General features: G+C 72.4%; 27 protein-coding genes. 16 read left to right on the top strand and 11 right to left on the bottom strand.

All coding sequences use genetic code 11. From position 1 onward, the window contains the following. The first annotated feature begins 66 nt into the window (after window positions 1-66). Genes IE252_RS05195 through IE252_RS05180 form a run of 4 tightly spaced genes read left to right on the top strand, consistent with a single transcriptional unit; the run spans window position 67 to window position 3,431 of the window. Window positions 67-1,413: an MFS transporter gene (locus IE252_RS05195; protein WP_190088089.1), complete on the top strand. Its 1,347-nt coding sequence runs from the start codon at window positions 67-69 to the stop codon at window positions 1,411-1,413. Window positions 1,414-1,440: 27 nt separating this feature from the next. Beyond that, complete coding sequence (locus IE252_RS05190) at window positions 1,441-1,938, top strand: DUF2771 domain-containing protein (RefSeq protein ID WP_229848007.1); 498 nt, start codon at window positions 1,441-1,443, stop codon at window positions 1,936-1,938. A gap of 1 nt (window position 1,939) precedes the next feature. Further along, on the top strand, window positions 1,940-2,578 hold the full coding sequence (locus tag IE252_RS05185) for a futalosine hydrolase (RefSeq protein WP_190088088.1): 639 nt from the start codon (window positions 1,940-1,942) through the stop codon (window positions 2,576-2,578). Then, complete coding sequence (locus IE252_RS05180) at window positions 2,571-3,431, top strand: 1,4-dihydroxy-6-naphtoate synthase (RefSeq protein ID WP_190088087.1); 861 nt, start codon at window positions 2,571-2,573, stop codon at window positions 3,429-3,431. The genes IE252_RS05185 and IE252_RS05180 overlap by 8 nt, the downstream gene beginning before the upstream one ends. Before the next feature lie 14 nt (window positions 3,432-3,445). Here IE252_RS05180 and IE252_RS44120 read toward each other — a convergent pair whose 3' ends face one another. Next, window positions 3,446-3,829 (bottom strand): cold-shock protein, encoded by a 384-nt coding sequence (locus tag IE252_RS44120; protein WP_067162767.1) that lies wholly within the window; start codon window positions 3,827-3,829, stop codon window positions 3,446-3,448. Window positions 3,830-4,002: 173 nt separating this feature from the next. Between IE252_RS44120 and IE252_RS05170 the strand changes: the two genes are divergently transcribed. Next, complete coding sequence (locus tag IE252_RS05170; protein WP_101388874.1) at window positions 4,003-4,263, top strand: hypothetical protein; 261 nt, start codon at window positions 4,003-4,005, stop codon at window positions 4,261-4,263. On the opposite strand, the gene IE252_RS05165 is transcribed toward IE252_RS05170, so the two are convergent. Together IE252_RS05165 and IE252_RS05160 are read right to left on the bottom strand one after the other, a co-directional pair. Beyond that, entirely contained in the window at window positions 4,260-4,877 is a 618-nt protein-coding gene (locus tag IE252_RS05165; protein ID WP_190088086.1) for an HAD family hydrolase, read from the bottom strand. The genes IE252_RS05170 and IE252_RS05165 overlap by 4 nt on opposite strands. Window positions 4,878-5,101: 224 nt before the next feature. Further along, window positions 5,102-6,118: a hypothetical protein gene (locus tag IE252_RS05160; RefSeq protein ID WP_190088085.1), complete on the bottom strand. Its 1,017-nt coding sequence runs from the start codon at window positions 6,116-6,118 to the stop codon at window positions 5,102-5,104. 92 nt (window positions 6,119-6,210) lie between these two features. Here IE252_RS05160 and IE252_RS05155 point away from each other — a divergent pair, with 92 nt between their 5' ends. Both IE252_RS05155 and IE252_RS05150 read left to right on the top strand, forming a co-directional pair. Beyond that, on the top strand, window positions 6,211-8,769 hold the full coding sequence (locus tag IE252_RS05155; RefSeq protein WP_190088084.1) for a helicase C-terminal domain-containing protein: 2,559 nt from the start codon (window positions 6,211-6,213) through the stop codon (window positions 8,767-8,769). Window positions 8,770-8,839: 70 nt separating this feature from the next. Further along, window positions 8,840-10,489, top strand: a complete 1,650-nt coding sequence (locus tag IE252_RS05150) for a DNA repair helicase XPB (RefSeq protein WP_190088083.1) — start codon at window positions 8,840-8,842, stop codon at window positions 10,487-10,489. A gap of 62 nt (window positions 10,490-10,551) precedes the next feature. Here IE252_RS05150 and IE252_RS05145 read toward each other — a convergent pair whose 3' ends face one another. Together IE252_RS05145 and IE252_RS05140 are read right to left on the bottom strand one after the other, a co-directional pair. Next, the gene (locus tag IE252_RS05145; protein WP_373298504.1) at window positions 10,552-11,754 is read right to left on the bottom strand and encodes a glycosyltransferase 87 family protein; all 1,203 of its coding nucleotides are present in this window, start codon (window positions 11,752-11,754) and stop codon (window positions 10,552-10,554) included. 87 nt (window positions 11,755-11,841) lie between these two features. Next, window positions 11,842-12,033, bottom strand: a complete 192-nt coding sequence (locus tag IE252_RS05140; protein ID WP_101388879.1) for a hypothetical protein — start codon at window positions 12,031-12,033, stop codon at window positions 11,842-11,844. Between the two features lie 311 nt (window positions 12,034-12,344). On the opposite strand from IE252_RS05140, the gene IE252_RS05135 reads away from it, so the two are divergent. Further along, the gene (locus tag IE252_RS05135; RefSeq protein WP_190088082.1) at window positions 12,345-14,390 is read left to right on the top strand and encodes a HelD family protein; all 2,046 of its coding nucleotides are present in this window, start codon (window positions 12,345-12,347) and stop codon (window positions 14,388-14,390) included. A 179-nt stretch (window positions 14,391-14,569) separates the two neighbouring features. On the opposite strand, the gene IE252_RS05130 is transcribed toward IE252_RS05135, so the two are convergent. Further along, a complete protein-coding gene (locus IE252_RS05130) occupies window positions 14,570-14,899 on the bottom strand; it encodes an ArsR/SmtB family transcription factor (RefSeq protein WP_190088081.1) in 330 nt (109 codons plus the stop codon). Window positions 14,900-14,989: 90 nt separating this feature from the next. Here IE252_RS05130 and IE252_RS05125 point away from each other — a divergent pair, with 90 nt between their 5' ends. The 5 genes from IE252_RS05125 (at window position 14,990) to IE252_RS05105 (ending at window position 19,977) form a co-directional block, all read left to right on the top strand. After that, complete coding sequence (locus IE252_RS05125) at window positions 14,990-16,177, top strand: MFS transporter (RefSeq protein WP_190088080.1); 1,188 nt, start codon at window positions 14,990-14,992, stop codon at window positions 16,175-16,177. 134 nt (window positions 16,178-16,311) lie between these two features. Continuing rightward, the gene (locus IE252_RS05120; RefSeq protein WP_190088079.1) at window positions 16,312-16,986 is read left to right on the top strand and encodes a hypothetical protein; all 675 of its coding nucleotides are present in this window, start codon (window positions 16,312-16,314) and stop codon (window positions 16,984-16,986) included. A gap of 127 nt (window positions 16,987-17,113) precedes the next feature. Further along, window positions 17,114-18,343: an alpha/beta hydrolase family protein gene (locus IE252_RS05115; RefSeq protein WP_190088078.1), complete on the top strand. Its 1,230-nt coding sequence runs from the start codon at window positions 17,114-17,116 to the stop codon at window positions 18,341-18,343. Between the two features lie 140 nt (window positions 18,344-18,483). Further along, window positions 18,484-19,173, top strand: a complete 690-nt coding sequence (locus tag IE252_RS05110) for a copper homeostasis protein CutC (RefSeq protein WP_190088077.1) — start codon at window positions 18,484-18,486, stop codon at window positions 19,171-19,173. Between the two features lie 162 nt (window positions 19,174-19,335). Then, window positions 19,336-19,977 (top strand): HD domain-containing protein, encoded by a 642-nt coding sequence (locus tag IE252_RS05105; protein WP_190088076.1) that lies wholly within the window; start codon window positions 19,336-19,338, stop codon window positions 19,975-19,977. 1 nt (window position 19,978) lies between these two features. Here the strand turns inward: IE252_RS05105 and IE252_RS05100 are convergent, their stop codons facing one another. Further along, the gene (locus tag IE252_RS05100; RefSeq protein WP_190088075.1) at window positions 19,979-20,245 is read right to left on the bottom strand and encodes a DUF4031 domain-containing protein; all 267 of its coding nucleotides are present in this window, start codon (window positions 20,243-20,245) and stop codon (window positions 19,979-19,981) included. Then, on the bottom strand, window positions 20,242-20,610 hold the full coding sequence (locus tag IE252_RS05095) for a DUF8819 family protein (protein ID WP_190088074.1): 369 nt from the start codon (window positions 20,608-20,610) through the stop codon (window positions 20,242-20,244). Before IE252_RS05095 ends, IE252_RS05100 begins: the two co-directional genes overlap by 4 nt. Before the next feature lie 87 nt (window positions 20,611-20,697). On the opposite strand from IE252_RS05095, the gene IE252_RS05090 reads away from it, so the two are divergent. From IE252_RS05090 to IE252_RS05080, 3 genes are read left to right on the top strand one after another with little or no spacing between them, the layout of a single operon-like run. Then, window positions 20,698-21,618 carry a MurR/RpiR family transcriptional regulator gene (locus IE252_RS05090; RefSeq protein WP_190088073.1) on the top strand — a complete coding sequence of 307 codons (921 nt, stop codon included), beginning with the start codon at window positions 20,698-20,700 and terminating at the stop codon, window positions 21,616-21,618. A gap of 41 nt (window positions 21,619-21,659) precedes the next feature. Then, window positions 21,660-22,577 (top strand): N-acetylmuramic acid 6-phosphate etherase, encoded by a 918-nt coding sequence (gene murQ, locus IE252_RS05085; protein WP_190088072.1) that lies wholly within the window; start codon window positions 21,660-21,662, stop codon window positions 22,575-22,577. Between the two features lie 43 nt (window positions 22,578-22,620). Beyond that, the gene (locus IE252_RS05080) at window positions 22,621-23,091 is read left to right on the top strand and encodes a hypothetical protein (protein ID WP_190088071.1); all 471 of its coding nucleotides are present in this window, start codon (window positions 22,621-22,623) and stop codon (window positions 23,089-23,091) included. A gap of 94 nt (window positions 23,092-23,185) precedes the next feature. Here IE252_RS05080 and groL read toward each other — a convergent pair whose 3' ends face one another. From groL to IE252_RS05065, 3 genes are all read right to left on the bottom strand, one after another. Beyond that, complete coding sequence (gene groL, locus IE252_RS05075; RefSeq protein ID WP_067162842.1) at window positions 23,186-24,808, bottom strand: chaperonin GroEL; 1,623 nt, start codon at window positions 24,806-24,808, stop codon at window positions 23,186-23,188. A gap of 332 nt (window positions 24,809-25,140) precedes the next feature. Beyond that, window positions 25,141-25,344 (bottom strand): cold-shock protein, encoded by a 204-nt coding sequence (locus tag IE252_RS05070; protein WP_005315736.1) that lies wholly within the window; start codon window positions 25,342-25,344, stop codon window positions 25,141-25,143. A 433-nt stretch (window positions 25,345-25,777) separates the two neighbouring features. Beyond that, on the bottom strand, window positions 25,778-26,056 hold the full coding sequence (locus tag IE252_RS05065; protein WP_067162840.1) for a MoaD/ThiS family protein: 279 nt from the start codon (window positions 26,054-26,056) through the stop codon (window positions 25,778-25,780).

Raw genomic sequence — 26,056 nt, 5'->3', positions numbered from 1 at the left:
CCCACCTGCCGGTCCGAATCCCCGTCGGTACGTCATGGTCGTACGGGGTTGGGGCACTATGACTGCGTGGCTACCGCAAGGTCCACCGACAAGGCCAGTCCCCTCCGCAGGGCGGGGCGGACGGTCGGCCGAGCGCTGCACCTGCCCTTCACGGGCACCGCCCGTTCCATCAGAAGGGCGACCCACGCGCACGGCGCCGGTGAGTCGGGCCTGGGCAAACTCATCGAGCTGCACGCGGTGAACGGCGCGGGCGACGTGATGATCACCGTGGCCCTGGCGTCCACGGTCTTCTTCTCCGTCCCGACCGACCAGGCCCGCGGCCGGGTCGCGCTGTACCTGGCGATCACGATGGCCCCGTTCACCCTCCTGGCCCCCGTGATCGGCCCGCTGCTCGACCGGATGCCGCACGGCCGGCGCGCCGCGATGGCGGGCGCGATGCTGGCGCGGGCGCTGCTCGCGCTCACCATGTCGGGCGCGGTGGCGACGGGCGGCCTTGAGCTGTATCCGGCGGCCCTGGGCGTCCTGGTGGCGTCGAAGGCGTACGGAGTGGTGCGCAGCGCCGTCGTGCCACGGCTGCTGCCACCACGGTTCTCGCTGGTCAAAGCCAATTCCAGAGTCACACTCGCGGGGCTGCTCGCGACGGCCGCGGCGGCCCCGATCGGGGCGGGGCTCCAGCACGTCGGGCCCCAGTGGCCGCTCTATGGGGCGTTCTGCGTCTTCGTGGCGGGCACCTTCCTGGCGTTCACGCTCGACCACAAGGTGGACTCGGCCAAGGGCGAGGGCAAGGCCCAGCTGGTCGTGCACGGCGCCCGCAAACCGGGGCTGCGCACGGTCGGCGCGTCCGTGCAGAACGGGCTGATCGCCAACGCCGCCCTGCGCTCCCTCTCCGGCTTCCTGATCTTCTTCCTGGCGTTCCTGCTGCGCGAGCACCCGCTGGCCGGGCAGAGCGCCGCCGTCTCGCTCGGCGTGGTCGGCGTCTCGGCGGGCGTCGGCAACGCGCTGGGCACGGCCGCGGGCTCGCTGCTGCGCTCCCGGGGCCCGGAGATCATCATCGTGATGGCGCTGACGGCCGCGCTGGGCGCGGCGGTGTGCGCGGCCGCGTTCTTCAGCGGGGTCCTGATGGCGGTGCTCGGCGCGACCGCCGGGTTCACCCAGGCGCTGGCGAAGCTGTCGCTCGACGCGATGCTCCAGCGCGATGTGCCCGAGGAGGTGCGGACCTCCGCGTTCGCCCGCTCGGAGACCGTGCTCCAGATGTCGTGGGTGTTCGGCGGCGCCATAGGGATCGTGCTGCCGCTCAACGGCGTGGTCGGGATGTCGGTCGCGGCGGGGCTGCTCGCGGTCGGCGCGGCCACGTCCGTACGAGGGCTGCTGAGCTCCGCGCGGCGCGGCACGCCACACCCGCGCGTGGCGTGATCTCGGGGGACCGATAGCCTTCGGCTCATGACCGTTGCGTTCACCTCTGGTAAGGCCCGTCGGGCCGGCATCGCCCTGGGCGCTGTCTCCGTCGGCCTCCTCGCCCTCTCCGCCTGCGACAAGCCGACGCCCCTCGCGACCGTGACGGTCGGGACGAGCTCGGTGAACGCCGAGGCCTCCTGCCGCAACGACGGCAAGGTGCTGACCGAGGAGAAGGTCACGACCTGCCTCAGCAGCGTCAAGACGTCGAAGTCGATCGACTACTCGCCGGGCTCGACCCTGCGTCTGGGCGTGGACCCGGACGTGGTGGAGCACGGCGACAAGTGGCTCGCGCTGCTGGACGGCTCGCCGATCTTCAGCGAGCCGATCGGCACCACCTACCGCTCGTTCCCGAACGCGGACGTGTTCGCGACCGGTGGCCAGAGCGCCGCGCCGAAGACCCGGAAGATCAACATCATCCAGGTCAACAAGGACAACAAGCCCAAGGCCGTGTGGGGATTCACGCTCAAGCACGACAACGGCTGACATGCGCGTCCTCGTCGTGACCGCCGTCCCCGCCGAACGGGACGCGGTCACGAGGGCGTGCCCGGCCGGCTTCGACGTCCTCGCGGGCGGGGTCGGCCCCGCCGCGGCCGCCGCCACCACCGCGACCGCGCTCGCCCTCACCCCGTACGACCTGGTCGTCTCCGCCGGGATCGGGGGCGGGTTCCAGCCCCTCGCACCCGTCGGCTCCCTCGTCGTCGCCTCGCGGATCGTCGCCGCCGACCTCGGCGCCGACACGCCCGACGGTTATCTGGATGTCGAGGCGCTCGGGTTCGGGCGCTCGGCGCACCTGCCGCCGCGGCAACTCGGACGGGCGGTCGCGGACGCCACCGGCGCGGCGTACGGACCCGTCCTCACCGTCTCCACCGTCACCGGCACCGCCGCCCGCGCCGCCGAACTCGCCGCCCGCCACCCCGGGGCCGCCGCCGAGGCGATGGAGGGGTTCGGGGTCGCCGAGGCGGCCGCGCAGCGGGGGGTGCCCGTCCTGGAGGTCCGGGCGGTCTCCAACGCCGTGGGGCCCCGCGACCGTTCCGCCTGGCGGATCGGGGACGCGCTGGGCGCACTCACCGACGCTTTCGGGAAGCTCCCGCCCGTACTGGAGAGTTGGAACGGTCATGACTGAGCCGCTGCGCATCGCCTACTCGCCCTGCCCCAACGACACGTTCGTCTTCGACGCCTGGGCGCACGGCCGCGTCCCGGGTGCGCCGGACATCGACGTCACCTTCGCGGACATCGACATCACCAACGGCATCGCCGAACGGGGTCCGGCCGAGAGCGACTTCGACGTCCTGAAGGTGTCGTACGCCGTACTGCCGTGGGTCCTCGACGACTACGCGCTGCTGCCTTGCGGCGGCGCGCTCGGGCGCGGCTGCGGCCCGCTCGTCCTGACCCGCGAACCGGGCGTGGACCTCACCGGCAAGACCGTCGCCGTCCCCAGCGAGCGCTCCACGGCCTATCTGCTCTTCCGCCTCTGGGCCGCCGACGTGGTGCCCGGCGGGGTCGGCAAGGTCGTCGTGATGCCGTTCCACGAGATCATGCCCGCCGTGCGCGACGGCAAGGTGGACGCCGGACTCGTCATCCACGAGGCCCGGTTCACCTATCAGGAGTACGGGCTGCACTCGCTCGCCGACATGGGCGAGCACTGGGAGTCCACGACCGGGCTGCCCATCCCGCTGGGCGCGATCATCGCCCGCCGCTCGCTGGGCGCCGCGCGGCTGCGCGAGCTGGCCGAGGTCATCCGGACGTCCGTCCGCATGGCCTGGGACGACCCGGAGGCCTCCCGGCCGTACGTACGGGAGCACGCCCAGGAGATGGACCCGGCGGTGGCCGACCAGCACATCGGGCTGTACGTCAACGAGTTCACCCACGACCTGGGCGAGGACGGCTACGCGGCGGTGCGCGGGCTGCTGACGCGGGCCGCGGCCGAGGGGCTCGTGCCTCCGCTCGGCCGCGACGCGCTCAGCTTCGTGGACTAGCCCGGCTTCGTGGATCAGACGTCGAGCTGGTCCGCCACCGCCCGCAGCAGTCCGGCGATCTTCTTGCCCGCCGCCTTGTCGGGGTAGCGGCCGCGCTCCAGCATCGGCGTGATGTTCTCGAGCAGTGTGGTCAGGTCCTGGACGATGGAGGCCAGTTCGTCGGGCTTGCGGCGCTGGGCGGCCGCGACCGAGGGAGCCGGGTCGAGGACGGTCACCGAGAGAGCCTGGTCACCGCGCTGGCCCGCGACCACACCGAACTCGACGCGCTGGCCGGGCTTGAGCGTCTCCACCCCGGAGGGGAGCACGGACGAGTGGACGAAGACGTCACCGCCGTCGTCGCGGGAGAGAAAGCCGAAGCCCTTCTCGCTGTTGAACCATTTGACCTTGCCGGTAGGCACGTCTGTCCTCGTCCTCGTACTCGTCGTCGGGTGCTCGGGATCGCCGCGAAAACGGCTCTGGATAGCACTGCAGCGGGTCGCCTTCGGACCCGCCGACACCAAGGCTAATGGTCCAGAGGCTGCTGACAAGACGTCCCGGCGGGTCCTTACGGGCAGGGAACTACCCTGACCGAGTGAGTAACGAAACCCAAGCGAATTCGGCCAGGAACGAGTCGAACACCGGGGACCGGCTGGTTCGCGCCGGTGTCATCGTCTTCTTCGTCGGCGCGCTCGCCACGCTGGTCACGGTGGCGCCGCTGTTCCTGCACACGTCGCCGTTCCCGCCGATCGCGTACGCGGTGTGCATGCTGATGGGCGTCGGCTTCCTGATCGCCGGGGCGGGCGTGGTGACGTCGGTACGGACGCAACGCCGGGCGGAGAGCGCGGCGGGCTAGCCCGTCGTCCGTGCGTAGGTCTTCCACCACGGGCGGAACTCCGTGAGGTCGGCGAGGACGACGTCCGCGCCGGCCGCGCGCAGCTCGTCCGCGCCGATGGGGCCGGTCGGTACGGCCACCGAGAGGGCGCCCGCGGTGTGGGCGCCGCGTACGTCTCCGGTGTGGTCGCCGACGTACACCGAGGCGTCGTGCGCGCGCAGTGCCTCGGCCTTGGCCTCCGCCCACAGCCCGCCGATCAGCTCGTCGGGCTCCAGGCCGAGATGCGTGAGGTGCAGGGCGGCCTGCGGCCGGTTCTTGGCGGTCACGACGATGGCGCGGCCACCGAGCTCCTGGACGGCGCGGATCGCGTCGGCGGCGCCGGGAAGGGCGGTGGTGGGCTCGATGGCGTACGTGGGGTACAGCTCGCGGTACCGGGCCGCCATTTCCGCGATGCGGTCCTCGGGGAACCAGTGGCTGAGCTCCCACTCCAGTGGGGGGCCGAGGCGGCTGACTGCCGCGTCGGCGTCTATGTGGGTGCGGGTGTCCTCTGCGAGGCGGCGGTAGCAGGCGTGGATGCCGGGGCGGGAGTCGATGAGGGTCATGTCGAGGTCGAACCCGACTGTGCGCGAAGCCATGCCCCCATTGTGGGGTGAGCCCCCCACCCCGCCCCTTCCCGAAAGCCCTCTGGCGGGCGGCCTGGTTCTTCGGCTGCGGACCGTCCCCAACTGGTCGCGCAGTTCCCCGCGCCCCTAGGTAGTTAGGGGCGCGGGGAACTGCGCGAGCGACCCAGCACGGTCCGCAGACGAAGCATCCGGCCGCCCGCCAGAGGGCTTTCGGGAAGGGGCGGGGTGGGGGAAACTCAGCGCTGGCGCTGCGAGCGCCACGTCAAGAACGCCGCCGACGACAGCGCAGCGGCCCGCACCACCCACGGCCACACCCCCGCCACCGCATCCCCCATCGCCCCCTCAGCGATCGGCGCACCCCACCGCTCGTTCTGGCGCCCCCACAACCACACCAACCCCCCGACCACCGCAAGCGACGGCAACCCCAACACCGCCCACTTCGTCTCCGCAGGAGTGAGGCGGCGCGACACGTATGCCAGAAGCCAGCCCCCGCCGAGCGCGAGCCAGTTGCCAAGGACCGCGCCCACCACCAGCAGCGCGGCCGCCAGCAGCAGAAGCGGGTTCGCCAGGGAACGGCGGGAGGACGTCGTGCTCGCGCCGGGGAGCAGGGCCCGCCAGTTCGGGCCCCGGGGCGGCGGGGGCTCCTCCTCGGTCTCGGAGGTCTCCGGAGCCTCCACGGGCTCCGCCTTCTCCGCGCGCTCCGCCAATTCCTCCGGCGGCCGCAGTATCTCCGGAATCTCCACCCCGCCCACGAACCCCGCCACCGACTCCCCCGGCATCCCGCCCATCGGCCCCGGTTCGATCCGCCACCAGTCCGGCTCGCCGTCCGACGGGCCGAGCTCGTCCATCCCCGCCAGGTGCGGCGGGGACGCGGCCGTCTGTGACGGGGGCGGGGGCGGCGCGGGCGACGACGCGCGCGGGCGCGGGAACTGCGGGAGCTGGACGCGGCGCCCCCGGCCCCCGTCCCGCTGCCCCGGCACCCCGCGCACCGCCGTCTCCACCTCCGCCGGCGCCTCGTACGCGCCGTGCGTCGCGACGGACTCCACCACCTCGTCCGGAGTACCGAGCCGCCCCAGGATCCGGCGCACCGCCGCCGGGGAGTCGCTGCCGAACTTCGCCCGTCTGCGGTCGATCTCGTCGCGCAGCGTGGACACCAGCCGCATCCGTGCCGCCGAGGGCAGCTGCCGCTGCTGGGCCAGGTCGCCGACCCGGCTCAGATAGTCGTAGACCAGCTGGTCGCTCTCGATCCCCACACCGTTCCCCTCCGTGCCCCGGCCGGGTCCCGCCGGGGCCCGCCGCCGCCTCCCTGCCCTGACGGTAGCGCGCAGCGGCTACCGTGGGGCGGATGGGGACCGGCGAGCGCGACCAGGAGGCGCACGTGTCCGAAGGAACGACCGGAGCGGGCGGAACGGGCGAAGCGGGCGGAACGACCGGCGCGGCCGCCGCCGAGCACCGTGGCACCCCCACGTCCTCCCCCCGCACCCTCGCCGAAGCCCTCCGCTCCCGCCCCGACGCCTCCCTCGCCGCGCTGCTGCGCGCCCGGCCCGATCTGCTCACTCCCGTACCGAACGACCTGACCCAGCTGGCCACCCGGGCCGGGACGCGGGCCTCGGTCGTACGGGCGCTTGAGCGGCTGGACCGGTTCGCGCTCCAGACCGCGCAGGCACTGGCCGTGGCGCCGGACCCGGCGCCGTATCCCGTGCTGCTCGCGCTGCTGGCGGGGGACGAGGGCGACACGGCGGTGGAGAGCGCGCTGCCCGGGGCCCTCGCGGGGCTGCGGGAGCAGGCGCTGGTGTGGGGGTCGGACGAGCGGCTGCGGCTCGTGCGCACCGCCCGCGAGCTGCTCGCGCCCTCCCCCACGCACCCCTCGCCCACCGGCCTCGGGCCGACCGTCGCCGAGGCCACGGCCGGGATGTCGCCGGGGCGGGTGCAGGAGATCCTGCGGGCCGCCCAGCTGCCCGCCACCCATGACCCCGTCTCCGCCGTCGCCGCGCTGACCTCGCTGGTCACCGACCGGGCGCGGATGTCGGCGCTCCTGGACACCGCCCCGCCGGAGGCGCTCGCGGTGCTCGACCGGCTGGTGTGGGGGCCGCCGTACGGAGAGGTGTCGGCGGATCCGGCGCCGCCGGTGCGCTGGCTGCGCGACCACGGGCTGCTGCTGCCGACCTCCGCGCGCACGGTCGTCCTGCCGCGCGAGGTCGCCCTGCACCTACGCGCCGGGCGCGCACACCGGGCGCCCGAGCCGGTGGCGCCCGCCGTCGCGCCGGCCAAGGAGTACCGGCCGCAGGTGGTGGACTCGGCCGCCGCCGGTCAGGCGCTGACCGCGCTGACCATGGTCGAGGACCTGCTGGCCGAGTGGAACGAGGGCGGGCCCGCCGTGCTGCGCGCGGGCGGGCTGAGCGTGCGCGACCTGAAGCGGACGGCCGCCGCCCTCGACACCACCGAGCAGGCCGCCGCCTTCTGGCTCGAACTCGCCTACACGGCCGGGCTGTTGGCGTCGGACGGAGAAGCCGACGAGCGGTACGCGCCTACCCCCGCATACGACAGCTGGCTCGACCTGCCGCCCGCCGAGCGGTGGTCGCGGCTGGCCGCCGCTTGGCTCACCGCGACCCGTACGCCCGGTCTGGTCGGCGGTCAGGACGCCCGCGCCCGCACCCTGGCCGCTCTCGGCCCCGACCTGGACCGCTCCCCGGCCCCGGAGGTGCGCCACCGCGTGCTCGCGCTGCTCGCGCGGCTGCCCGAGGGGACCGCGCCCGACCCGGAGACGCTGCTCGCCCGGCTGCACTGGGAGCACCCGACCCGCACCGGCCCCGAGGACCTGCGGCCCAAGCTGGCCCAATGGACGCTGACGGAGGCCGAGTTGCTGGGCGTGACCGGCCGGGGCGCGCTGGCCGCGCACGGCCGGGAGCTGCTCGCCACGGGCGGCCCCTCCCGTACGAGCACCACCACCCCGATCCTCGGCCTCGCGGCCGCCGCCGCGCTCGCGCCGCACCTGCCCGAGCCCGTCGACCACGTCCTGCTCCAGGCCGACCTGACCGCCGTCGCGCCCGGCCCGCTGCGGCGCCCGCTGGCCGCGACGCTGAACGTGCTCGCGGACATCGAGTCGAAGGGCGGCGCGACCGTCTACCGGTTCACGCCCGCCTCGGTGCGCCGCGCCCTCGACGCCGGGCAGGCGGCCTCCGACCTGCACGCGTTCCTGGCCGCGCACAGCACCACGCCGGTGCCCCAGCCGCTGAGCTACCTCATCGACGACGTGGCCCGCCGCCACGGCCACCTCCGGGTCGGCGCCGCCTCGGCGTACGTACGCTGCGACGACGACGCGCTCCTGGACGAGATCGTCGCGGACAAGCGCTCGGCCGGGCTGCGGCTGCGCCGGCTCGCCCCGACGGTCCTGGCCGCCCAGGCCGACCCCGCGACCCTCCTCGAAGGCCTGCGCGCGATGGGCTACGCCCCGGCCGCCGAGTCCGCCGAGGGCGATGTGGTGATCACCCGCGCCGACACCCGCCGCACCCCGCCCCGTACCGCCCCCGCCCCCGTGCCGGAGGGCCCGCCGCTGCCCGACGAGACGCTGCTCGGCGCGGCGGTCCGGGCGATCCGGGCGGGCGACGAGGCCGCCACGGTCGTACGCAAGGAGGCGCCGCACACCGCCCCCGCCGAGCCGGGCGGGCTGCCGCGCACCACCGCCGCCGAGACCCTGGCCACGGTCCAGGCCGCCGTGATGACCGGCTCGGCGCTGTGGATCGGCTACGTCAACGCGGACGGCGCCGCCAGCCAGCGGGTGATCGCACCGGTGCGGGTGGAGGGCGGCTTCGTGACGGCGTACGACCACACGGCCGACGAGGTCCGCACGTACCCCCTGCACCGGATCACGGGAGTCGCGGAGCTCGCCGACGATCCGGCCTGAGCGGACGGGCCCCGGCCACGCCCGACTGAGGCACACTGGAGGTTTGGCACCTGCGGAGGGATGTAGGTACGTGAACGGGCCACTGATCGTCCAGTCGGACAAGACCCTGCTCCTGGAAGTCGACCACGAGCAGGCCGACGCCTGCCGCCGGGCCATCGCGCCGTTCGCGGAGCTGGAGCGCGCGCCGGAGCACATCCACACCTACCGGCTGACCCCGCTCGGGCTGTGGAACGCGCGCGCGGCCGGGCACGACGCCGAGCAGGTGGTGGACGCGCTCGTCGAGTTCTCGCGCTACCCCGTCCCGCACGCCCTGCTCGTCGACGTCGCCGAGACGATGGCGCGGTACGGGCGGCTGACGCTGAGCAAGCACCCCGTCCACGGCCTGGTCCTGACCACCACCGACCGGCCGGTCCTGGAAGAGATCCTGCGGTCGAAGAAGGTCGTGCCGCTGGTCGGCGCCCGGATCGACGCGGACACCGTCGCCGTGCACCCCTCCGAGCGCGGCCAGATCAAGCAGACCCTGCTGAAGCTCGGCTGGCCCGCCGAGGACCTCGCGGGGTACGTGGACGGCGAGGCGCACCCCATCGAGCTCGCGGAGGACGGCTGGGCGCTGCGGCCGTACCAGAAGCAGGCCGTCGAGGGGTTCTGGCACGGCGGCTCCGGCGTGGTCGTGCTGCCCTGCGGCGCCGGAAAGACGCTGGTCGGGGCGGGCGCCATGGCGCAGGCCAAAGCCACCACCCTCATCCTCGTCACCAACACCGTCTCGGCCCGGCAGTGGAAGCACGAGCTGGTCAAGCGCACCTCGCTGACCGAGGACGAGATCGGCGAGTACAGCGGTACGCGCAAGGAGATCCGCCCGGTCACCATCGCCACGTACCAGGTCCTGACGACCCGCCGTAAGGGCGTCTATCCGCACCTCGAACTCTTCGACTCCCGTGACTGGGGCCTGATCGTCTACGACGAGGTGCATCTGCTGCCCGCGCCCGTCTTCAAGTTCACCGCCGACCTCCAGGCGCGCCGCCGCCTCGGGCTCACCGCCACGCTCGTACGGGAGGACGGGCGCGAGTCGGACGTCTTCTCGCTCATCGGGCCGAAGCGGTTCGACGCGCCGTGGAAGGAGATCGAGGCGCAGGGCTACATCGCGCCCGCCGACTGCGTGGAGGTCCGCGTCAATCTGACCGACTCCGAGCGGCTGGCGTACGCGACGGCCGAGGCGGAGGAGAAGTACCGGTTCTGTGCGACGACCGCGACCAAGCGGAAGGTCACGGAGGCGCTGGTACGGAAGTTCGCGGGGCAGCAGATCCTTGTCATCGGGCAGTACATCGACCAGCTCGACGAGCTGGGCGAGCATCTGAACGCGCCGGTGATCAAGGGCGAGACGCCCAACTCCCAGCGCGAGAAGCTCTTCGAGTCGTTCCGGCAGGGCGAGATCTCCGTGCTGGTCGTCTCCAAGGTCGCGAACTTCTCGATCGACCTGCCGGAGGCGACGGTCGCGATCCAGGTGTCCGGCACGTTCGGGTCGCGCCAGGAGGAGGCCCAGCGCCTCGGCCGGGTGCTGCGCCCGAAGGCGGACGGCCACCAGGCGCACTTCTACTCCGTGGTGGCGCGCGACACGCTCGACCAGGACTTCGCGGCGCATCGGCAGCGGTTCTTGGCGGAGCAGGGGTATGCGTATCGGATCGTGGATGCGGACGATTTGCTGACGGGGGACTTGGGCTGAGGTTCGTTTGTGTCTGCGGCCCGTCCCCAACTGGTCGCGCAGTTCCCCGCGCCCCTAAAGGACTATGGCTGAGCTGAGTTCTCCGGCTGCGGCGGACTACCCAGGGGCGCGGGGAACTGCGCGACCAGCCCACCACCGGGCCGCAGACGAAAGGCAACCTGGGCCGACACCACGATCCCCAGCAGCGCGTACGGTGACGCCAGCGGCTGTTGCCACCAGGGGAGGTGGAGGTCCAGGTCCCCCTCGTGCGGCACCAGCCACAGCGTTCGCCCGGCGAAGACGGCCGCGACGGCGACGGCGGTGCGGGTCCGGCCCTCGGCCACCAGCACCGCCACCAGCGGCACGCACCACACCCAGTGGTGCGACCAGCTGATCGGTGAGACGAGCAGGGCCGTGAGGGCCGTGACCAGGACGCCCCAGCGTTCGTCCGCGCGCCGGGCCGTCCACAGCCCCGCTGCCCCCACGACGGCCGTCACCCCTACCCACACCACCCCCGGCCCGGGCGTGTGCAGCAGCCGCGCCACCAGGCCCTGGAGCGACTGGTTGTCGACGATCCACGCCTTGCCGACGCGGTCGGTCTCATAGAGCCGCCGGGTCCAGAAGTCCGCGCTGGCGCCCGGCAGGACGAGCGCGCCGAAAACCACCGTCCCGGCGAACGTGGCCGCCCCCGTCGCCGCCTCCCTCCGTCTTCCGGTGAGCAGCGCGTACAACAGGAACAGCGCGGGCGTGAGCTTGATGCCCGCCGCGATGCCGACCCCGAAGCCCTTGCCGAGGGAGCCCGGCGGGCGGGTCAGGTCCCACAGGACCAGGCAGGTCAGGGCGAGGTTGATCTGGCCGAACAGCAGCGTCTGGAACACCGGTTCAAGCCAGAGCCCGGCGGCCGTGGCCGCGAGCAGGACGGCGGGACGGGGCGCGATCCGGGCGAAACGGCAGGACAGCCGCACCAGGAGGGCGAGCAGCAGCGCGTTGCCGACGGCGAAGGCGGCCTTGAGCACCGGCACGGGAAGCCAGGCGGTCGGCACGAAGAGGATCGCGGCGAACGGGGGGTACGTGGCGGGCAGGTGCCAGCGGGTGACGGTGAAGCCGTACAGCTCGGTGCCGTGCGCGACGGCCGCGCCCTCCGCCCGGTAGACCAGGGCGTCCGCCATGGGGATGCGGAGTGCGGCGCAGAGCGCTGTCAGCGCGGCGAGGGAGAGGGCGAGCAGGACGGCGCCTGTCGCGGGCGTGACGAGGAGTGAACGGTCGATCACGGTCCGGTACTTCACGGCCGTGACCCTAGAGGATCACACGATCCGGAGGGGACAGGCTCGGCGGCCCCGGGCGGTCCGGGCGGTTCCGGTGGCGCGCGGGGCTCAGTGGCGGCGGCGCACGCCCGCCTCTTCCGAGTACTCCCCGAGGACGACGACGCTCAGCGCGGCGCCCGCGAACGCCTTGCAGGCGCGCAGGGCGTTGCCGACGCGGTGCGGCGAGTGCGGGGCCCCGGTGGCGGTGGCGCCCCTGGGGGCGGGGACGGTGGGCGCGGAGGTGCAGGTCACGGTGCTCATGTATCCATGGTGCTCCCGGGCCCCCCGCGTTTCATCGCTCTGCGGTCGGAACCAGGAGCGCCCCCGTGTCCACCTCTGGTCCAACGCCATCCCCTACGGGTAGGACCCCGGTCCCTAAGGGTTCGCCCACGGTCAGGGACGGCCGCCGGGAAATTCGTTCGACCACCCCCGAACCCCTGACTACAATCACCCCTTCCCCCGCCTCCCCCGAGGAGCGCCGCCGCCCGGACGGAAACCGGCCGGCCGCCGAAGCCGCAAGGCGATCCCGCAGCCCTGAACCGCCGCCCCGATCTGCCGCCCGGAGGAAACCCGTGTCCCCGCACGACCCCGAAGACCCCCTCAGCCGCGAGCGCGCCCACCTCTCCGAGTCGCGTGCGGCCCTGCGCGCGATGCGCGAGGACGTGGAGAACCTCGACATCAAGGACGTCACCGCGAACTGGGTCAACGCAGCCGTCCTGCAGCGCCAGATCGACGACCGCATCAAGGCCCTCGCGGACCTCTCGCACACCCCCCTCTTCTTCGGCCGCCTCGACTATCTGCACGCGCCCGGCGCCGAGTTGGCCGAGGGCGCGGACGGCGAGCGGTTCTACATCGGGCGCCGCCACGTGCACGACGCCGAGGGCGACCCGATGGTGATCGACTGGCGTGCGCCGGTCTCTCAGCCGTTCTACCGCGCCTCCAAGAAGGACCCGCAGGACATCGGTCTGCGCCGCCGTTTCGGTTACACGGGCGGCGACCTCACCGCGTACGAGGACGAGCACCTCACCGACCCCGCCGAGGCGGCCACCACCAGCAAGCTGCTCCAGGCGGAGATCGAGCGCCCGCGCGTCGGCCCGATGCGCGACATCGTGGCGACGATCCAGCCGGAGCAGGACGAGATCGTACGGTCCGGGCTCAGCGGATCGGTGTGCGTACAGGGCGGCCCCGGCACCGGAAAGACCGCCGTCGGCCTGCACCGGGTCGCGTACCTCCTCTACGCGCACCGCGAGCGCCTGGCCCGCACCGGCACGCTGGTCATCGGGCCGAACGCGTCCTTCCTCCACTACATCGAGCAAGTGCTGCCCGCACTGGGCGAGTTGGAGGTCAAGCAGGCGACCGTCGACGACCTGGTGGCGCACGTCGAGGTGAAGGGCGCCGACGACGCGCCCGCCGCGATCGTCAAGGGCGACGCCCGGATGGCCGAGGTGCTGCGCCGGGCGGTCCGCTCGCACGTCACGATCCCCACCGAGCCACTGGTCGTGGTGCGCGGCTCGCGCCGCTGGCGGGTCCCGGCGTACGAACTGGAGGAGATCGTCCGCGAGTTGCAGGAGCGCGACATCCGTTACGGCGCCGCCCGCGACGCCCTGCCGCAGCGCATCGCGCACACCGTGCTCGTACGGATGGAGCAGGCGGGCGAGGCGCCCGACGACCGGGTGCAGGACGCGGTGGCCCGCAACGCGGCGGTGAAGGCGGCGGTCAAGGCGATCTGGCCGCCGGTCGACCCGGCGAAGCTGGTGCTGCGGCTGCTCGCCGACCCCGACTTCCTGGCCGAGCACGCGGAAGGCGTGCTCACCCCCGACGAGCAGAAGACGATCCTGTGGGCCAGGCCCGCGCGGAGCGTGAAGAGCGCCAGGTGGTCGGCGGCGGACGCGGTCCTGATCGACGAGGCGAACGACCTGGTGGCGCGCACGCACTCGCTCGGCCATGTGGTGGTCGACGAGGCGCAGGACCTCTCCCCCATGCAGTACCGGGCGGTCGGCCGCCGCTGCTCGACCGGCTCGGCGACCGTCCTCGGCGACCTGGCGCAGGGCACCACACCCTGGGCGACGGCCAGTTGGGACGAGGCGCTGCGCCACCTCGGCAAGGCGGACGCGGTGGTGGAGGAGCTGACGGCGGGCTTCCGCGTGCCGCGCGAGGTGATCGCGTACGCCTCGCGTCTGCTCCCCTCCATCTCCCCCGGCCTGGCCCCGGTGGAGTCGGTCCGTGAGACACCGGGCTCGCTGGACGTACGGCTCTCCACGGACCTGGACGCGGACGTGATCGCCGCCTGCCGCGAGTCGCTTGAGCACGAGGGCTCGATCGGCCTGATCGCGGCCGACGCCCGGATCCCGGCCCTGGCGGAGGCCCTGACGGCGGCGGACCTGGCATTCCTGGCCCCCGGCGAGGAGACGACAGCAGAATCCCGCCTCACCCTCGTCCCCGCGTCCCTGGCCAAGGGCCTGGAGTACGACTACGTGGTCCTGGACGAGCCGGCAGCGGTGGTGGACGGCGAGCCGGACGAACGCACGGGGTTGCGACGGCTGTATGTGGCGCTGACGCGGGCGGTGTCGGGGTTGACGGTGGTGCATGCGGCGGGGTTGCCGGAACAGCTGGCCTGAGCGGCGCCCCTTTTTGGCCCGGCGTTCGTCTGCGGGTGGTGGTGGGTTGCTCGCGCAGTTCCCCGCGCCCCTACGGGGGCGCCCCACAGGGGCGCCCCTGTAGGGGCGCATCTAAGGGGCGCGGGGAACTGCGCGACCAGTTGGGGACGGCCCGCAGACGACACACTTCCCGCGAAGCGCTACGGCAACGCCTTGATCAGCGCATCGAGAAGGCCGGGGAACCGCGCATCCAGGTCGTCCCGACGCAGCCGTACATAACGACTGCGCCCCACGACCCGGGTCGAGGTCACCCCCGCCTCGCGCATGATGCGCATATGGTGCGACACCGTCGACTTATGAAGGTGATCGAGCCCCAACGCCCCCGGCGCACAGCTGTACTGCTCCCCGTCCGCGTACACCTTGAGCAGCCTCAGCCGTACGGGATCGCCGAGCGCGTGCAGCACCTTGACCAGCTCGATCTCCCTCGCATCGGGCTGCGCCAGCCACTCCCCGATCGGTTCGTCACCCATGCCCCCACCCTCCCCTCCACCAGAATCGTTTGACAAACATCAAACAACTCCGCGATCGTTTGACGCACATCAAACGATACGGGGGATCTGATGCGCCTACGCCTGCTCCTGCTCGCTCTCGGCACCTTCGCCGTCGGTACGGACGGGATGGTGATCGCCGGAATCCTGCCGCTCGTCTCGGACGACCTGGACGTGTCCGTGTCGGCGGCGGGCCAGATGATCACGGTCTTCGCCCTCGCGTACGCCGTGCTCGCGCCGGTCCTGGCCACGGCGACGGCGAAGTGGCCGAGGCTGCACACCCTGTTGACGGCCCTGGCGGTGTTCACCGTGGCCAACGCGCTCTCGGCCCTGGCCCCGAACTTCGGCCTGCTGCTCGCCACCCGCGTCCTGGCGGCGGTCGGCGCGGCCCTCTACACGCCCACCGCCAACGCCGTGGCCACCGCACTCGTACCGCCGGAGCGGCGCGGCCGGGCGATCGCCACGGTGATGGGCGGCCTCACGGTCGCCACGGCGCTCGGCGTACCGCTGGGCACCTGGATCGGCCGGACGGACTGGCGCCTGACGATGTGGCTGGTCACGGCGCTGGGCGCGGCCGCGTTCGCCGGGGTCGGCCTGATGCTCCGGGGCCTCCCGGCCCCCCAGCCGTCTCCCGGCCTGCGGGTGCGCCTGGCCCCGCTGGCCAACACCCGCGTACTGGGTGCGACGGCGACGACGTTCCTGGTCTTCCTGGCCGCCCAGACGGTCTTCATCTATTACACGGTGGCGGCGGCCCCGGCGACCCGCGGCGACCAGTCGCGCCTGACCCTGCTCCTCCTCGTCTCGGGCGTGTTCTCGGTGGCGGGCAGCTCGCTGGGCGGCCGGGTGGTGGACCGCTGGGGTCCGAGGGTGGTGATCCTGACGGCGGGCACGGTCTCGGCGGCGGTGTCGCTGGCCCTGCCGTGGCTGATGCAGTCGATGACGACCGCCCTGATCGCGTCGGCCCTGAACCCCCTCGCGGGCTGGGCGGTGGCGGTGGCGCTCCCGGCCCGCCTGGTGTCCCTGGACCCACCGTCCGCACCCCTCCTCCTCTCCCTGAACAGCAGCGCGCTGTACCTGGGCGTGGCGGCGGCGGGCGGCACGGGCAGCGCGGCGATCGCGGTCCTGGGCGAGCGCTGGTTCCCGTTCACGTCAACGGCGCTGATGCTGTGTGCGGTCGCCTTGGCGGCGGCAACGACGCGGCGGGCGCCCTCACCGTCGACGCGGGGCGCGCGTAGCACTTTCGTATTGACCAAGTCATGAATCGGCCACGGGCGCAGGCATTTCGGTCAGCGCGGTGGCAACGCGTAGTGGATCTGCACTAGGAACTCTGTTCGTAGCGATCAGAGATCGCAAAGGCGATCCACAGCACGATGATGTACGGGGGAGTACGAACAATGAGCAGCAGTTCTGTCATGCGCCGAGGCGGCCGGGTCAAGCTGGCGTCGGTCGGGCTGGTGGTCGTCGGCTCGCTGGCGCTGAGCGCGTGCAACGGGGACGACGGCACGGCGGACAAGCCGGTCGGCGGGGCGACGCCGACGTCGTCGGCGCCGTCCTCGGCCCCGTCCACCAAGCCGTCGGACCCGGCCGCCGACGGCGGCGCGACCGGGGGTCAGGCGAAGGCGGGCCAGACGTTCAAGATCGGCGAGGCGGCGCAGTTCCCGTTCAAGTACGGGACCACGAAGAAGGGCGAGATCGCCCTCACCGTGGACGCGATCGAGAAGGGCGACCCGGCCGACCTCGCCCCGCTCAAGCTCGGCGACAAGGCCAGCGGAAAGGTCCCGTACTACATCCGCTACACGGTCAAGAACGTCGGCACGACGAACCTCGAGTACGCCTCCGTGTCCCACATGAAGGGCCACCTCGGCGACGGCACCGAGGCCCAGAGCCTCCTGATAGTCGGCGACTTCGCCAAGTGCCGGAGCGAGTCCCTGCCACAGGGCTTCACCAACGGCAAGACCCAGAAGGGCTGCGCGGTCGCACTGGCACCGTCGGCCGCGACGAAGGTGGCGTCGGCGGAGTACTGGGGGGACCCGTTCAGCCTGGGCGGCAAGGGCATCTTCTGGAAGTAGCCCGGAAGAGGGCAGGCCGGGGCGCGTGGTCGTCTGCGTGCCGGTGGGGCTGGTCGGGGTAACCCCAAGCCCGACACGGGGGCCTGCCCGATTGGGGGCGGGGACGGGGACTGGGACAGTCGGAGGCATGATCGCGCCGTCTCGTCGAGTCGTCCTGTCCGCCGCCGCCCTCTCCGCCGCCGCCACCCTCGTCGGCGGACCCGCCGTCGCCGCACCCCGCGTACGGATGTCGCTGCCCGAGCCCACCGGCCCGCACCCCGTCGGCACCGTGAGCGTGCGGCTAGTCGACCGGGGGCGGCGGGATCCGTGGGACGGGGTGCGGCCGTACCGGGAGCTGATGGTGGGGGTGCGGTATCCGGCCCGGAGCGTGCGCGGGTACGAGCGCGCGCCGCAGATGCCCCCGGCCGCGGCGGACGCGTACGGCCAGGTCAGCGGGCTCGACGTGCCGCCCGGCGCGGTCGACTGGGCCGCGACCCGCAGCCACGCGTACACCCACGCCCCCGTCATCGCCCCCGGCCGGCGCCTCCCCGTCGTCCTCTACTCGCCCGGCGCCGGCGACCCCCGCACCCTCGGCACCACCCTCTGCGACGAGCTCGCCTCGCGCGGCTATGTCGTGGTGATGGTGGACCACACGTACGACGCCCAGGTCGTCGAATTCCCCCGGCGCAGGCTCGAACGCACGGTCCTGCCCCGCGAGTTCACACGCGCGCAGGAGGCGGGACCCGAGCACGTCGTCGCCCTCCTGAAGAAGGTCGTGGACGTACGGGTGGCGGACACCCGGTTCGTACTCGATCAGCTGCGTCACCTCCCCGGCCCCCTCCCGCGCCTGCTCGACCTCGACGCCATCGGCATGTTCGGGCAGTCCGCGGGCGGCTTCACCGCCGCGCAGACCATGCACGACGACCGCCGGATCAGGGCCGCGCTGAACATGGACGGGGTGATGGGATACAGCCAGCGCGACGACGACCCCGCGAACCCGTCCCCCGTCGGCACCGACGGCGTCGACCGGCCGCTGCTGCTCATGGGCATGGACGGCGACAACCACCACACCGTGGCCTCGTGGGGCGCGGCCTGGGAGCACAGCACCGGCTGGCACCGCGACCTGACGCTCACCGGCTCCGCCCACGCCTCCTTCACCGACCTCCAGTCGCAAGTCCCACAGATCGCCCGCCAGTTGGGGCTGCCGGACGCCTTCGTCGTGAAGAACGTGGGGGCGATCGATCCCGTACGTTCGGTCGCCGCGCAGAAGGCGTACGTATCCGCGTTCTTCGACCGGTGGCTGCGCGGGCGCGAGGAGGCCGGGCGGCTGCTCGACGGGCCTTCGGGGCGATGGCCGGAGGTGCGATTCGTGGAGTGAGATCCCTTTCGGCACACCCCCCGCCCGTATGTGATCCAGCCGCGTCGGCGGTGGTGTCATGCGGCTGGGCAGGTCGACGCGTAGGCTTGTTATTGGACTAGACCTGTCGACCTGTATGGCAGCCGAGGAATTGGGGTCAGATGAGCAACCGTGCACTGCTTGAGGTGATCGCCCTCGACGCGGCGGACGCGATCGCGGCGCAGTCCGGCGGGGCGGACCGCCTTGAGCTGGTCACCGACATGGCGGCCGACGGCCTGACCCCCTCCAGGGAGACCTTCGCGGCGATCCGCGCCGCCGTCGACATCCCCCTGCGCGTGATGCTCCGCTCGGCGGACGGCTTCGCGGCGGGCGACGTGGACGCGCTCGTACGGGACGCGCGGGCGCTGCGGGCCGAGGGCGCGGACGAGTTCGTGCTCGGGTTCCTCGACGAGACGGGCGCGCCGGACATGACGGCGGTACGGGCACTGGTCGCGGAGCTGGACGGCTGCCGCTGGACGTTCCACCGCGCCATCGACCGCGCCGCCGACCGTGACGCCCTGCGCAAGGAGCTCGCGGGGCTCCCGGGCCTCGACACGTACCTCACGGCCGGGGCGGCGGGCGGCGTCGACGACGGCCTCCCGACCCTCCTCACGGAGGCGTCCCGCGCCACCGAGCCCGGCTACGAGCCCCGCATCCTCGTAGGCGGCAGCCTCCGCCTCGACCACCTCCCCGCCCTGCTCCGCGCGGGCATCGACGCGGTCCACATCGGCGGCGCGTCCCGGCCCCACGGGTGGGGGGCGCCTGTGGCGGCGGAGGCGGTCGCGGAGTGGCGGGGGGCGTTGGAGGGGTAGTCGGTGTTGTCTGCGGACCGTGGTGGGTTGCTCGCGCAGTTCCCCGCGCCCCTAGGTGGTCAGGGGCGCGGGGCTGTGACACTTGCGGCTCCGCCGCGCAGGCGCGACCAGCCCCCACCGGCCCGCAGACGAACAGGGCAGAGCCATGGCTACGCTCAACACATGGCCGACCTCGACGACCTCCACACCCGCTGGACCCACACCCTCACCGCCGCCCGCCAAGGGCCCGGCCCCGACCCCGCCCCCTACGCCGAGCGCCTCCTCGCCCAGTGGGCCGAGCCGCACCGCAAGTACCACACCGTCGCCCACCTCAGCGCCGTCCTGCGCCACGTCGACACCCTCGCCGACCACGCCGCAGACCCCGAACTCGTACGCCTCGCCGCCTGGTTCCACGACGCCGTGTACCGCCCGGACCGCTCCGAGAACGAGGAGCGCAGCGCGGCGCAGGCCGAACGGGCGCTGCCCGAGGCCGGGTTGAGCCGGGACGGCACCGCCGAGGTCGCCCGGCTGGTGCGCCTCACCGTCACCCACGACCCCGCCGAGGGCGACACCAACGGCGAGGTCCTGTGCGACGCGGACCTGGCGGTGCTCGCCGGGGACCCGGAGGAGTACGCGGCCTACGCCGCCGCAGTCCGCGAGGAGTACGCCTTCGTCCCCGACGAAGCCTTCCGCACCGGCCGAGCGGCGGTCCTGCGCCAGCTCCTGGACCTGCCGAGGCTGTTCCGTACCCCGCACGGCACCAAGGAGTGGGAGTCCCGCGCCCGCGAAAACCTGACGGCGGAGCTGGAGCTGCTCGGCGGGTGAGCTACGCCGGCCGCCCCTTCGGCCGCCTCAGCCCCGCCCCCGTAAGCCTCCGCACCAGCTCCTTCGACCCGATCTCCACCGCCCCGGCCGCCACCGCGTCCCCGTACCGCGACTGAGGCACGTCGTAGTGGTCGCGTTCGAACGCGCGCGGTGGGCAGCCGATCGCGGCGGCGAAGGCGTGGAGCTCGTCGTACGAGACGTCGCTGATCAGGTGGGACCACAGGCGGCCGTGGCCCGGCCAGGTCGGGGGGTCTATGTAGACCGTCATGCGGCGGGGCCGCCCAGGCCGCCGACCGGGGCCACCTTCACGCCCGCCTTGCCGCACACCCAGTGCGGGTCGGGGCCCAGCTCCGGCTCCACGTCCAGCGCGTGCGGGTCCCCGGCGTCGCAGACCGGGCAGATGGGCCAGCGACCGTACTTCTCCAGGAGCGCGTCCTGGACGTCCTGGGCGACCAGGCCGGCCACGTACTCAACGCCGTCCGGCCACTGCTCCACCCACCAGCGGCGGTGCGTCACCGCGTCCTCGACCAGCGAGACCACATCGGCCTGGGCCACATCGCGCGCGGCCAGATCCGCCAGCACCAGGGCGCGTGCGGCGTGAAGGGACTGCTCCAGGGGGTCGACGTCGTCCATGCAGCCATTGTCACCCCTTCGGCCGCACCCGCTCGCCCCACCACCAGAGGGTTGACCGCGGCCCACCTGCGAAAATATCTTTCAATAGTGACTCGTGACGTGAAGGAAATTTTCATCGGCGACGGCACCCCGCCGGCCCCCGCCGCCCTCGCCGCCAAGGTCCGCACCCTCGCGCCGTCCATGACCCGCTCGATGCAGCGCGTCGCCGAGGCCGTCGCCCAGGACCCCGCCGGGTGCGCCGCCCTCACCGTCACCGGCCTCGCCGAGCTCACCGGCACCAGCGAGGCCACCGTGGTCCGCACCGCCCGGCTGCTCGGCTACCCCGGCTACCGCGATCTGCGCCTCGCGCTCGCCGGGCTCGCCGCCCAGCAGCAGTCGGGGCGCGCCCCGGCCGTCACCGCCGACATCGCCGTGGACGACCCGATCGCCGACGTCGTCGCCAAGCTCGCCTACGACGAGCAGCAGACCCTCGCCGACACCGCCGCCGCCCTCGACACCGTCCAGCTCGGCGCCGCCGTCACCGCCCTCGCCCAGGCCCGTCGGGTGGACATCTACGGGGTGGGGGCCTCCTCGCTGGTGGGGCAGGATCTTGCTCAGAAGCTGCTGCGGATCGGGCTCATCGCGCACGCCCACACCGACCCGCACCTCGCCGTCACCAACGCCGTCCAGCTGCGGTCCGGCGACGCCGCCGTCGCCATCACCCACTCCGGCTCCACCGGCGACGTCATCGAGCCGCTGCGCGTCGCCTTCGACCGGGGCGCCACCACCATCGCCATCACCGGCCGCCCCGACGGCCCCGTCTCCCAGTACGCCGACCACATACTGACCACCTCCACCGCCCGCGAGAGCGAGCTGCGCCCGGCCGCGATGTCGTCCCGGACGAGCCAACTCCTCGTCGTGGACTGCCTGTTCATCGGCATCGCCCAGCGCACGTACGAGACGGCCGCCCCCGCGCTCGCCGCCTCCTACGAGGCACTCGCCCACCGCCACAGCCCGCGCACCCGCTGACCCCGGGTGCCTCGCACACGTACGGAAAGAGCAGCGCTCCCATGACTTCCACGTACGGGGAACTCCGCGCCCAGCTGGCCGCACTGACCACCGAGGCGTTCCGGCCCGAGCTCGCCGACATCGACCGGCTGCCGACCGCCGAGATCGCCCGCCTCATGAACGCCGAGGACGCCACCGTCCCGGCCGCCGTCGCCGCGCAGCTGCCGCGGATCGCCGCCGCCATCGACGCCACCGCCGAGCGGATGGCCCGCGGCGGGCGGCTCGTCTACGCGGGCGCGGGCACCGCCGGGCGGCTCGGCGTCCTGGACGCCAGTGAGTGCCCGCCGACCTTCAACACCGACCCGTCGCAGGTCGTCGGGCTGATCGCGGGCGGGCCGAAAGCCGTCGCCACCTCCGTCGAAGGCGCCGAGGACTCCAAGGAGTTGGCGGCGGAGGATCTGGACGGGCTCCGGCTCAGCTCCCTCGACACCGTCGTCGGTGTGTCCGCCTCCGGCCGTACCCCGTACGCCGTCGGCGCCGTCGAACACGCCCGTGCGCTTGGGGCGTTGACCATCGGGCTCGCCTGCAACGAAGGGTCCGCCCTGGCCGCCGCCGCCGAGCACGGCATCGAGGTCGTCGTCGGTCCTGAGCTGCTCACCGGCTCCACCCGGCTCAAGTCCGGCACCGCCCAGAAGCTCGTGCTCAACATGATCTCGACGATCACGATGATCCGGCTCGGCAAGACGTACGGGAACCTCATGGTCGACGTACGGGCCTCCAACGAGAAGCTGCGCGCCCGCTCGCGACGGATCGTCGCGCTGGCGACGGACGCGGGCGACGAGGACATCGAGTCGGCCCTCACCGCCGCCGACGGCGAGGTGAAGACGGCGATCCTGATGCTGCTCGCGGACGTGGACGCGGCGACGGCGACGCGGCGCCTGGAGCGGGCGGGCGGGCGGCTGCGCTCGGCACTGACGTAAAACCGGCAACTCCCTTACGGCGCAGCCGCCTTACGATCTCGTCATGACCACGTCCGACCGCGAACCCGAGCCGGTCTTCACCCACGCCAACGGCCGTTTCGCCTACAACCCCGCCAACCCCGTCGGCCTCACCCTCATCATCCTCACCCTGGTCTTCGTCGCCGTCGCCTTCTTCGTCGTGAACGACCAGAGCGACTGGAGCGAGGGCGAGCTGCGCGACGCCGCCCGCCAGGCGGCCCACGACCTGGACGGGTCGACCCAGCCCAACATGGACCCGTCCCGGGCGTTCTCCGGCGGCGACTACGCACGGACCATCGAGGACGCCATGAAGAACACCGGCGCGGCCCAGTGGTTCGTCGACCCGGTCGTGCTGCGCGGTCACGGCAAGGAATCGGCGGCGTACGACATCACCGGGGCCGGTACGGACGCGGCGTTCTGCATGCACCTCACGGTGAGCCCGTTCGGCGACGGCCTGGCGGTGATCGGGGCGCGGGTCACGGACGGCGCCTGCTGAAGCAGCCCGACAGAACGCCGAAGGGCGGCACCCCTGCGAACAGGAGTGCCGCCCTCGGCGTACAGCGTTATGGAGCTACCGATCCCGGAGGGGATCAGAAGTCCATGTCACCGCCCGGCATGCCGCCCGGAGCGGCCGCGGCGGCCTTCTCCGGCTTGTCGGCGATGACGGCCTCGGTGGTGAGGAACAGCGCGGCGATCGACGCGGCGTTCTGCAGCGCGGAGCGCGTCACCTTCGCCGGGTCGATGATGCCCTCGGCGATCATGTCGACGTACTCGCCGGTCGCGGCGTTCAGACCGTGGCCGACGGCCAGGTTGCGCACCTTCTCGACGACGACGCCGCCCTCGAGACCACCGTTGACGGCGATCTGCTTCAGCGGGGCCTCCAGGGCGAGCTTCACGGCGTTGGCGCCGGTCGCCTCGTCACCCGACAGGTCCAGCTTCTCGAAGACCGAGGAGGCCTGCAGCAGGGCCACGCCACCACCGGCGACGATGCCCTCCTCGACGGCCGCCTTCGCGTTGCGAACGGCGTCCTCGATGCGGTGCTTGCGCTCCTTGAGCTCCACCTCGGTGGCGGCGCCGGCCTTGATGACGGCCACGCCGCCGGCCAGCTTCGCCAGGCGCTCCTGGAGCTTCTCGCGGTCGTAGTCCGAGTCCGAGTTCTCGATCTCGGCGCGGATCTGGTTGACCCGACCGGCGACCTGCTCGCTGTCACCGGCACCGTCGACGATGGTGGTCTCGTCCTTGGTGATGACGACCTTGCGGGCGCGGCCCAGCAGGTCGAGACCCGCGTTCTCCAGCTTGAGGCCGACCTCCTCGGAGATGACCGTGCCGCCGGTGAGGATGGCGATGTCGTTCAGCATCGCCTTGCGGCGGTCGCCGAAGCCCGGGGCCTTGACGGCGACGGACTTGAAGGTGCCGCGGATCTTGTTCACGACCAGGGTCGACAGGGCCTCGCCCTCGACGTCCTCGGCGATGATCAGGAGCGGCTTGCCCGACTGCATGACCTTCTCGAGGAGCGGCAGCAGGTCCTTGACCGAGCCGATCTTCGAGTTGACGATCAGGATGTACGGGTCGTCGAGCGCGGCTTCCATGCGCTCCATGTCGGTCGCGAAGTACGCCGAGATGTAGCCCTTGTCGAAGCGCATGCCCTCGGTGAGCTCGAGCTCCAGACCGAAGGTCTGGGACTCCTCGACCGTGATGACGCCTTCCTTGCCGACCTTGTCCATCGCCTCGGCGATGAGCTCGCCGATCTGGGTGTCGGCGGCGGAGATGGAGGCCGTCGAAGCGATCTGCTCCTTGGTCTCGACATCCTTCGCCTGCTCCAGGAGCGCACCGGAGACGGCCTCGACGGCCTTCTCGATGCCGCGCTTCAGAGCCATCGGGTTGGCGCCGGCGGCGACGTTGCGCAGACCCTCGCGGACGAGCGCCTGGGCGAGGACGGTCGCGGTGGTCGTACCGTCACCGGCGACGTCGTCCGTCTTCTTGGCGACTTCCTTGACCAGCTCGGCGCCGATCTTCTCGTACGGGTCCTCGAGCTCGATCTCCTTGGCGATGGAAACACCATCGTTGGTGATCGTGGGGGCGCCCCACTTCTTCTCGAGGACGACGTTGCGGCCCTTGGGGCCAAGGGTGACCTTGACGGCGTCGGCGAGCTGGTTCATCCCGCGCTCGAGACCGCGCCGTGCCTCCTCGTCGAACGCGATGATCTTGGCCATGTGAAGTGGTCCTCCCGGACAGGGGTGGATTGCTCCGGATCGAGGAGGCGCCCGCGACGGACGGCCTGCGCGCCTTGTGGTTCCTTGCCCCACGCGGCTCGCGGACCTCACCGACCCGATCCTGGTTCTGTCACTCTCACTCGGAGAGTGCTAACGCCAATGATTAGCACTCGACCCAGGAGAGTGCAAGGCCGTCCCACCGCTCCGGCCGGGTCCCGGCCACCTCCGGGGCGGGCGGCCCGGGCCCCGGACACACACGTGGGGCCCGCATCCATTTACAGAGGATGCGGGCCCCACGGGCCTGTATGCGTCGGTGGCCGATCGCGCCGAGATCAGACGGCGAGCTTGACCATGTCCGCCTGCGGACCCTTCTGGCCCTGCGAGATCTCGAACTCGACTCGCTGACCTTCTTCAAGGGTGCGGTAGCCGTCCATCTGGATCGCGCTGTAGTGGACGAAAACATCCGCACCACCGTCGACCGCGATGAAGCCGTACCCCTTCTCCGCGTTGAACCACTTGACGGTGCCCTGAGCCATGCCTAACTCCCCTATTACTGGCCCTTGCACGGGACCGCACTTCGCGGACCCGGGTCAGACCTCCACCCTCCGACAGGAGAGGGTGTGCGCCGGAACGCGTCGACCGCGGCTGAATGTATCTGCCCAACTGCCCTCTGCAACAGGTCAATCGGACGAGAATTCCGGGCAGGGGTGAGGAGCGGAATGCCGCGAAATTCAGCATTCCGGGGCAAGTCGGGCCGGGCAAAGCGCACTTAAGGAGCAATATGCTCGAACACTTTGACTGCTTCTCGACGCCGGTTCGTCGCGTTCTCATATGCACGTGGCACGCACAACGAAGGGGACTTCCCCACTCTACCGCGCTCAACCACACTGAATTGCCCCCTCCGCTTAGCTTGCGGAGGGGGCAATTCAGGTAACTGTGCGTGTGGCGCGCCTATGTTCGCGCCTGTCTTCAGCAGCCGCCGGCGACGGCGGGAATGATCGAGACTCCGGCGCCGTCCGGCGTCGCCGTCTCCAAGCCCTGCTCGAAGCGGACGTCGTCGTCGTTGACGTACACGTTGACGAAGCGGCGCAGCTTGCCCTGGTCGTCCAGGACCCGGGCGGCGATCCCGGTGTGGTTCTTCTCCAGGTCGGCGATGACCTCGGCGAGGGTGGTGCCCTCGGCCGCGACCTCGGCCTTGCCGCCGGTGTACGTACGGAGAATGGTGGGGATGCGGACGTTGACGCTCAT

It is taken from the genome of Streptomyces melanogenes (assembly GCF_014649795.1).
Classification (GTDB): Bacteria; Actinomycetota; Actinomycetes; order Streptomycetales; family Streptomycetaceae; genus Streptomyces; species Streptomyces noboritoensis.
Note: the sequence above shows the minus strand (reverse complement) of the source record. Positions and strands in the feature narration are given on the sequence as shown.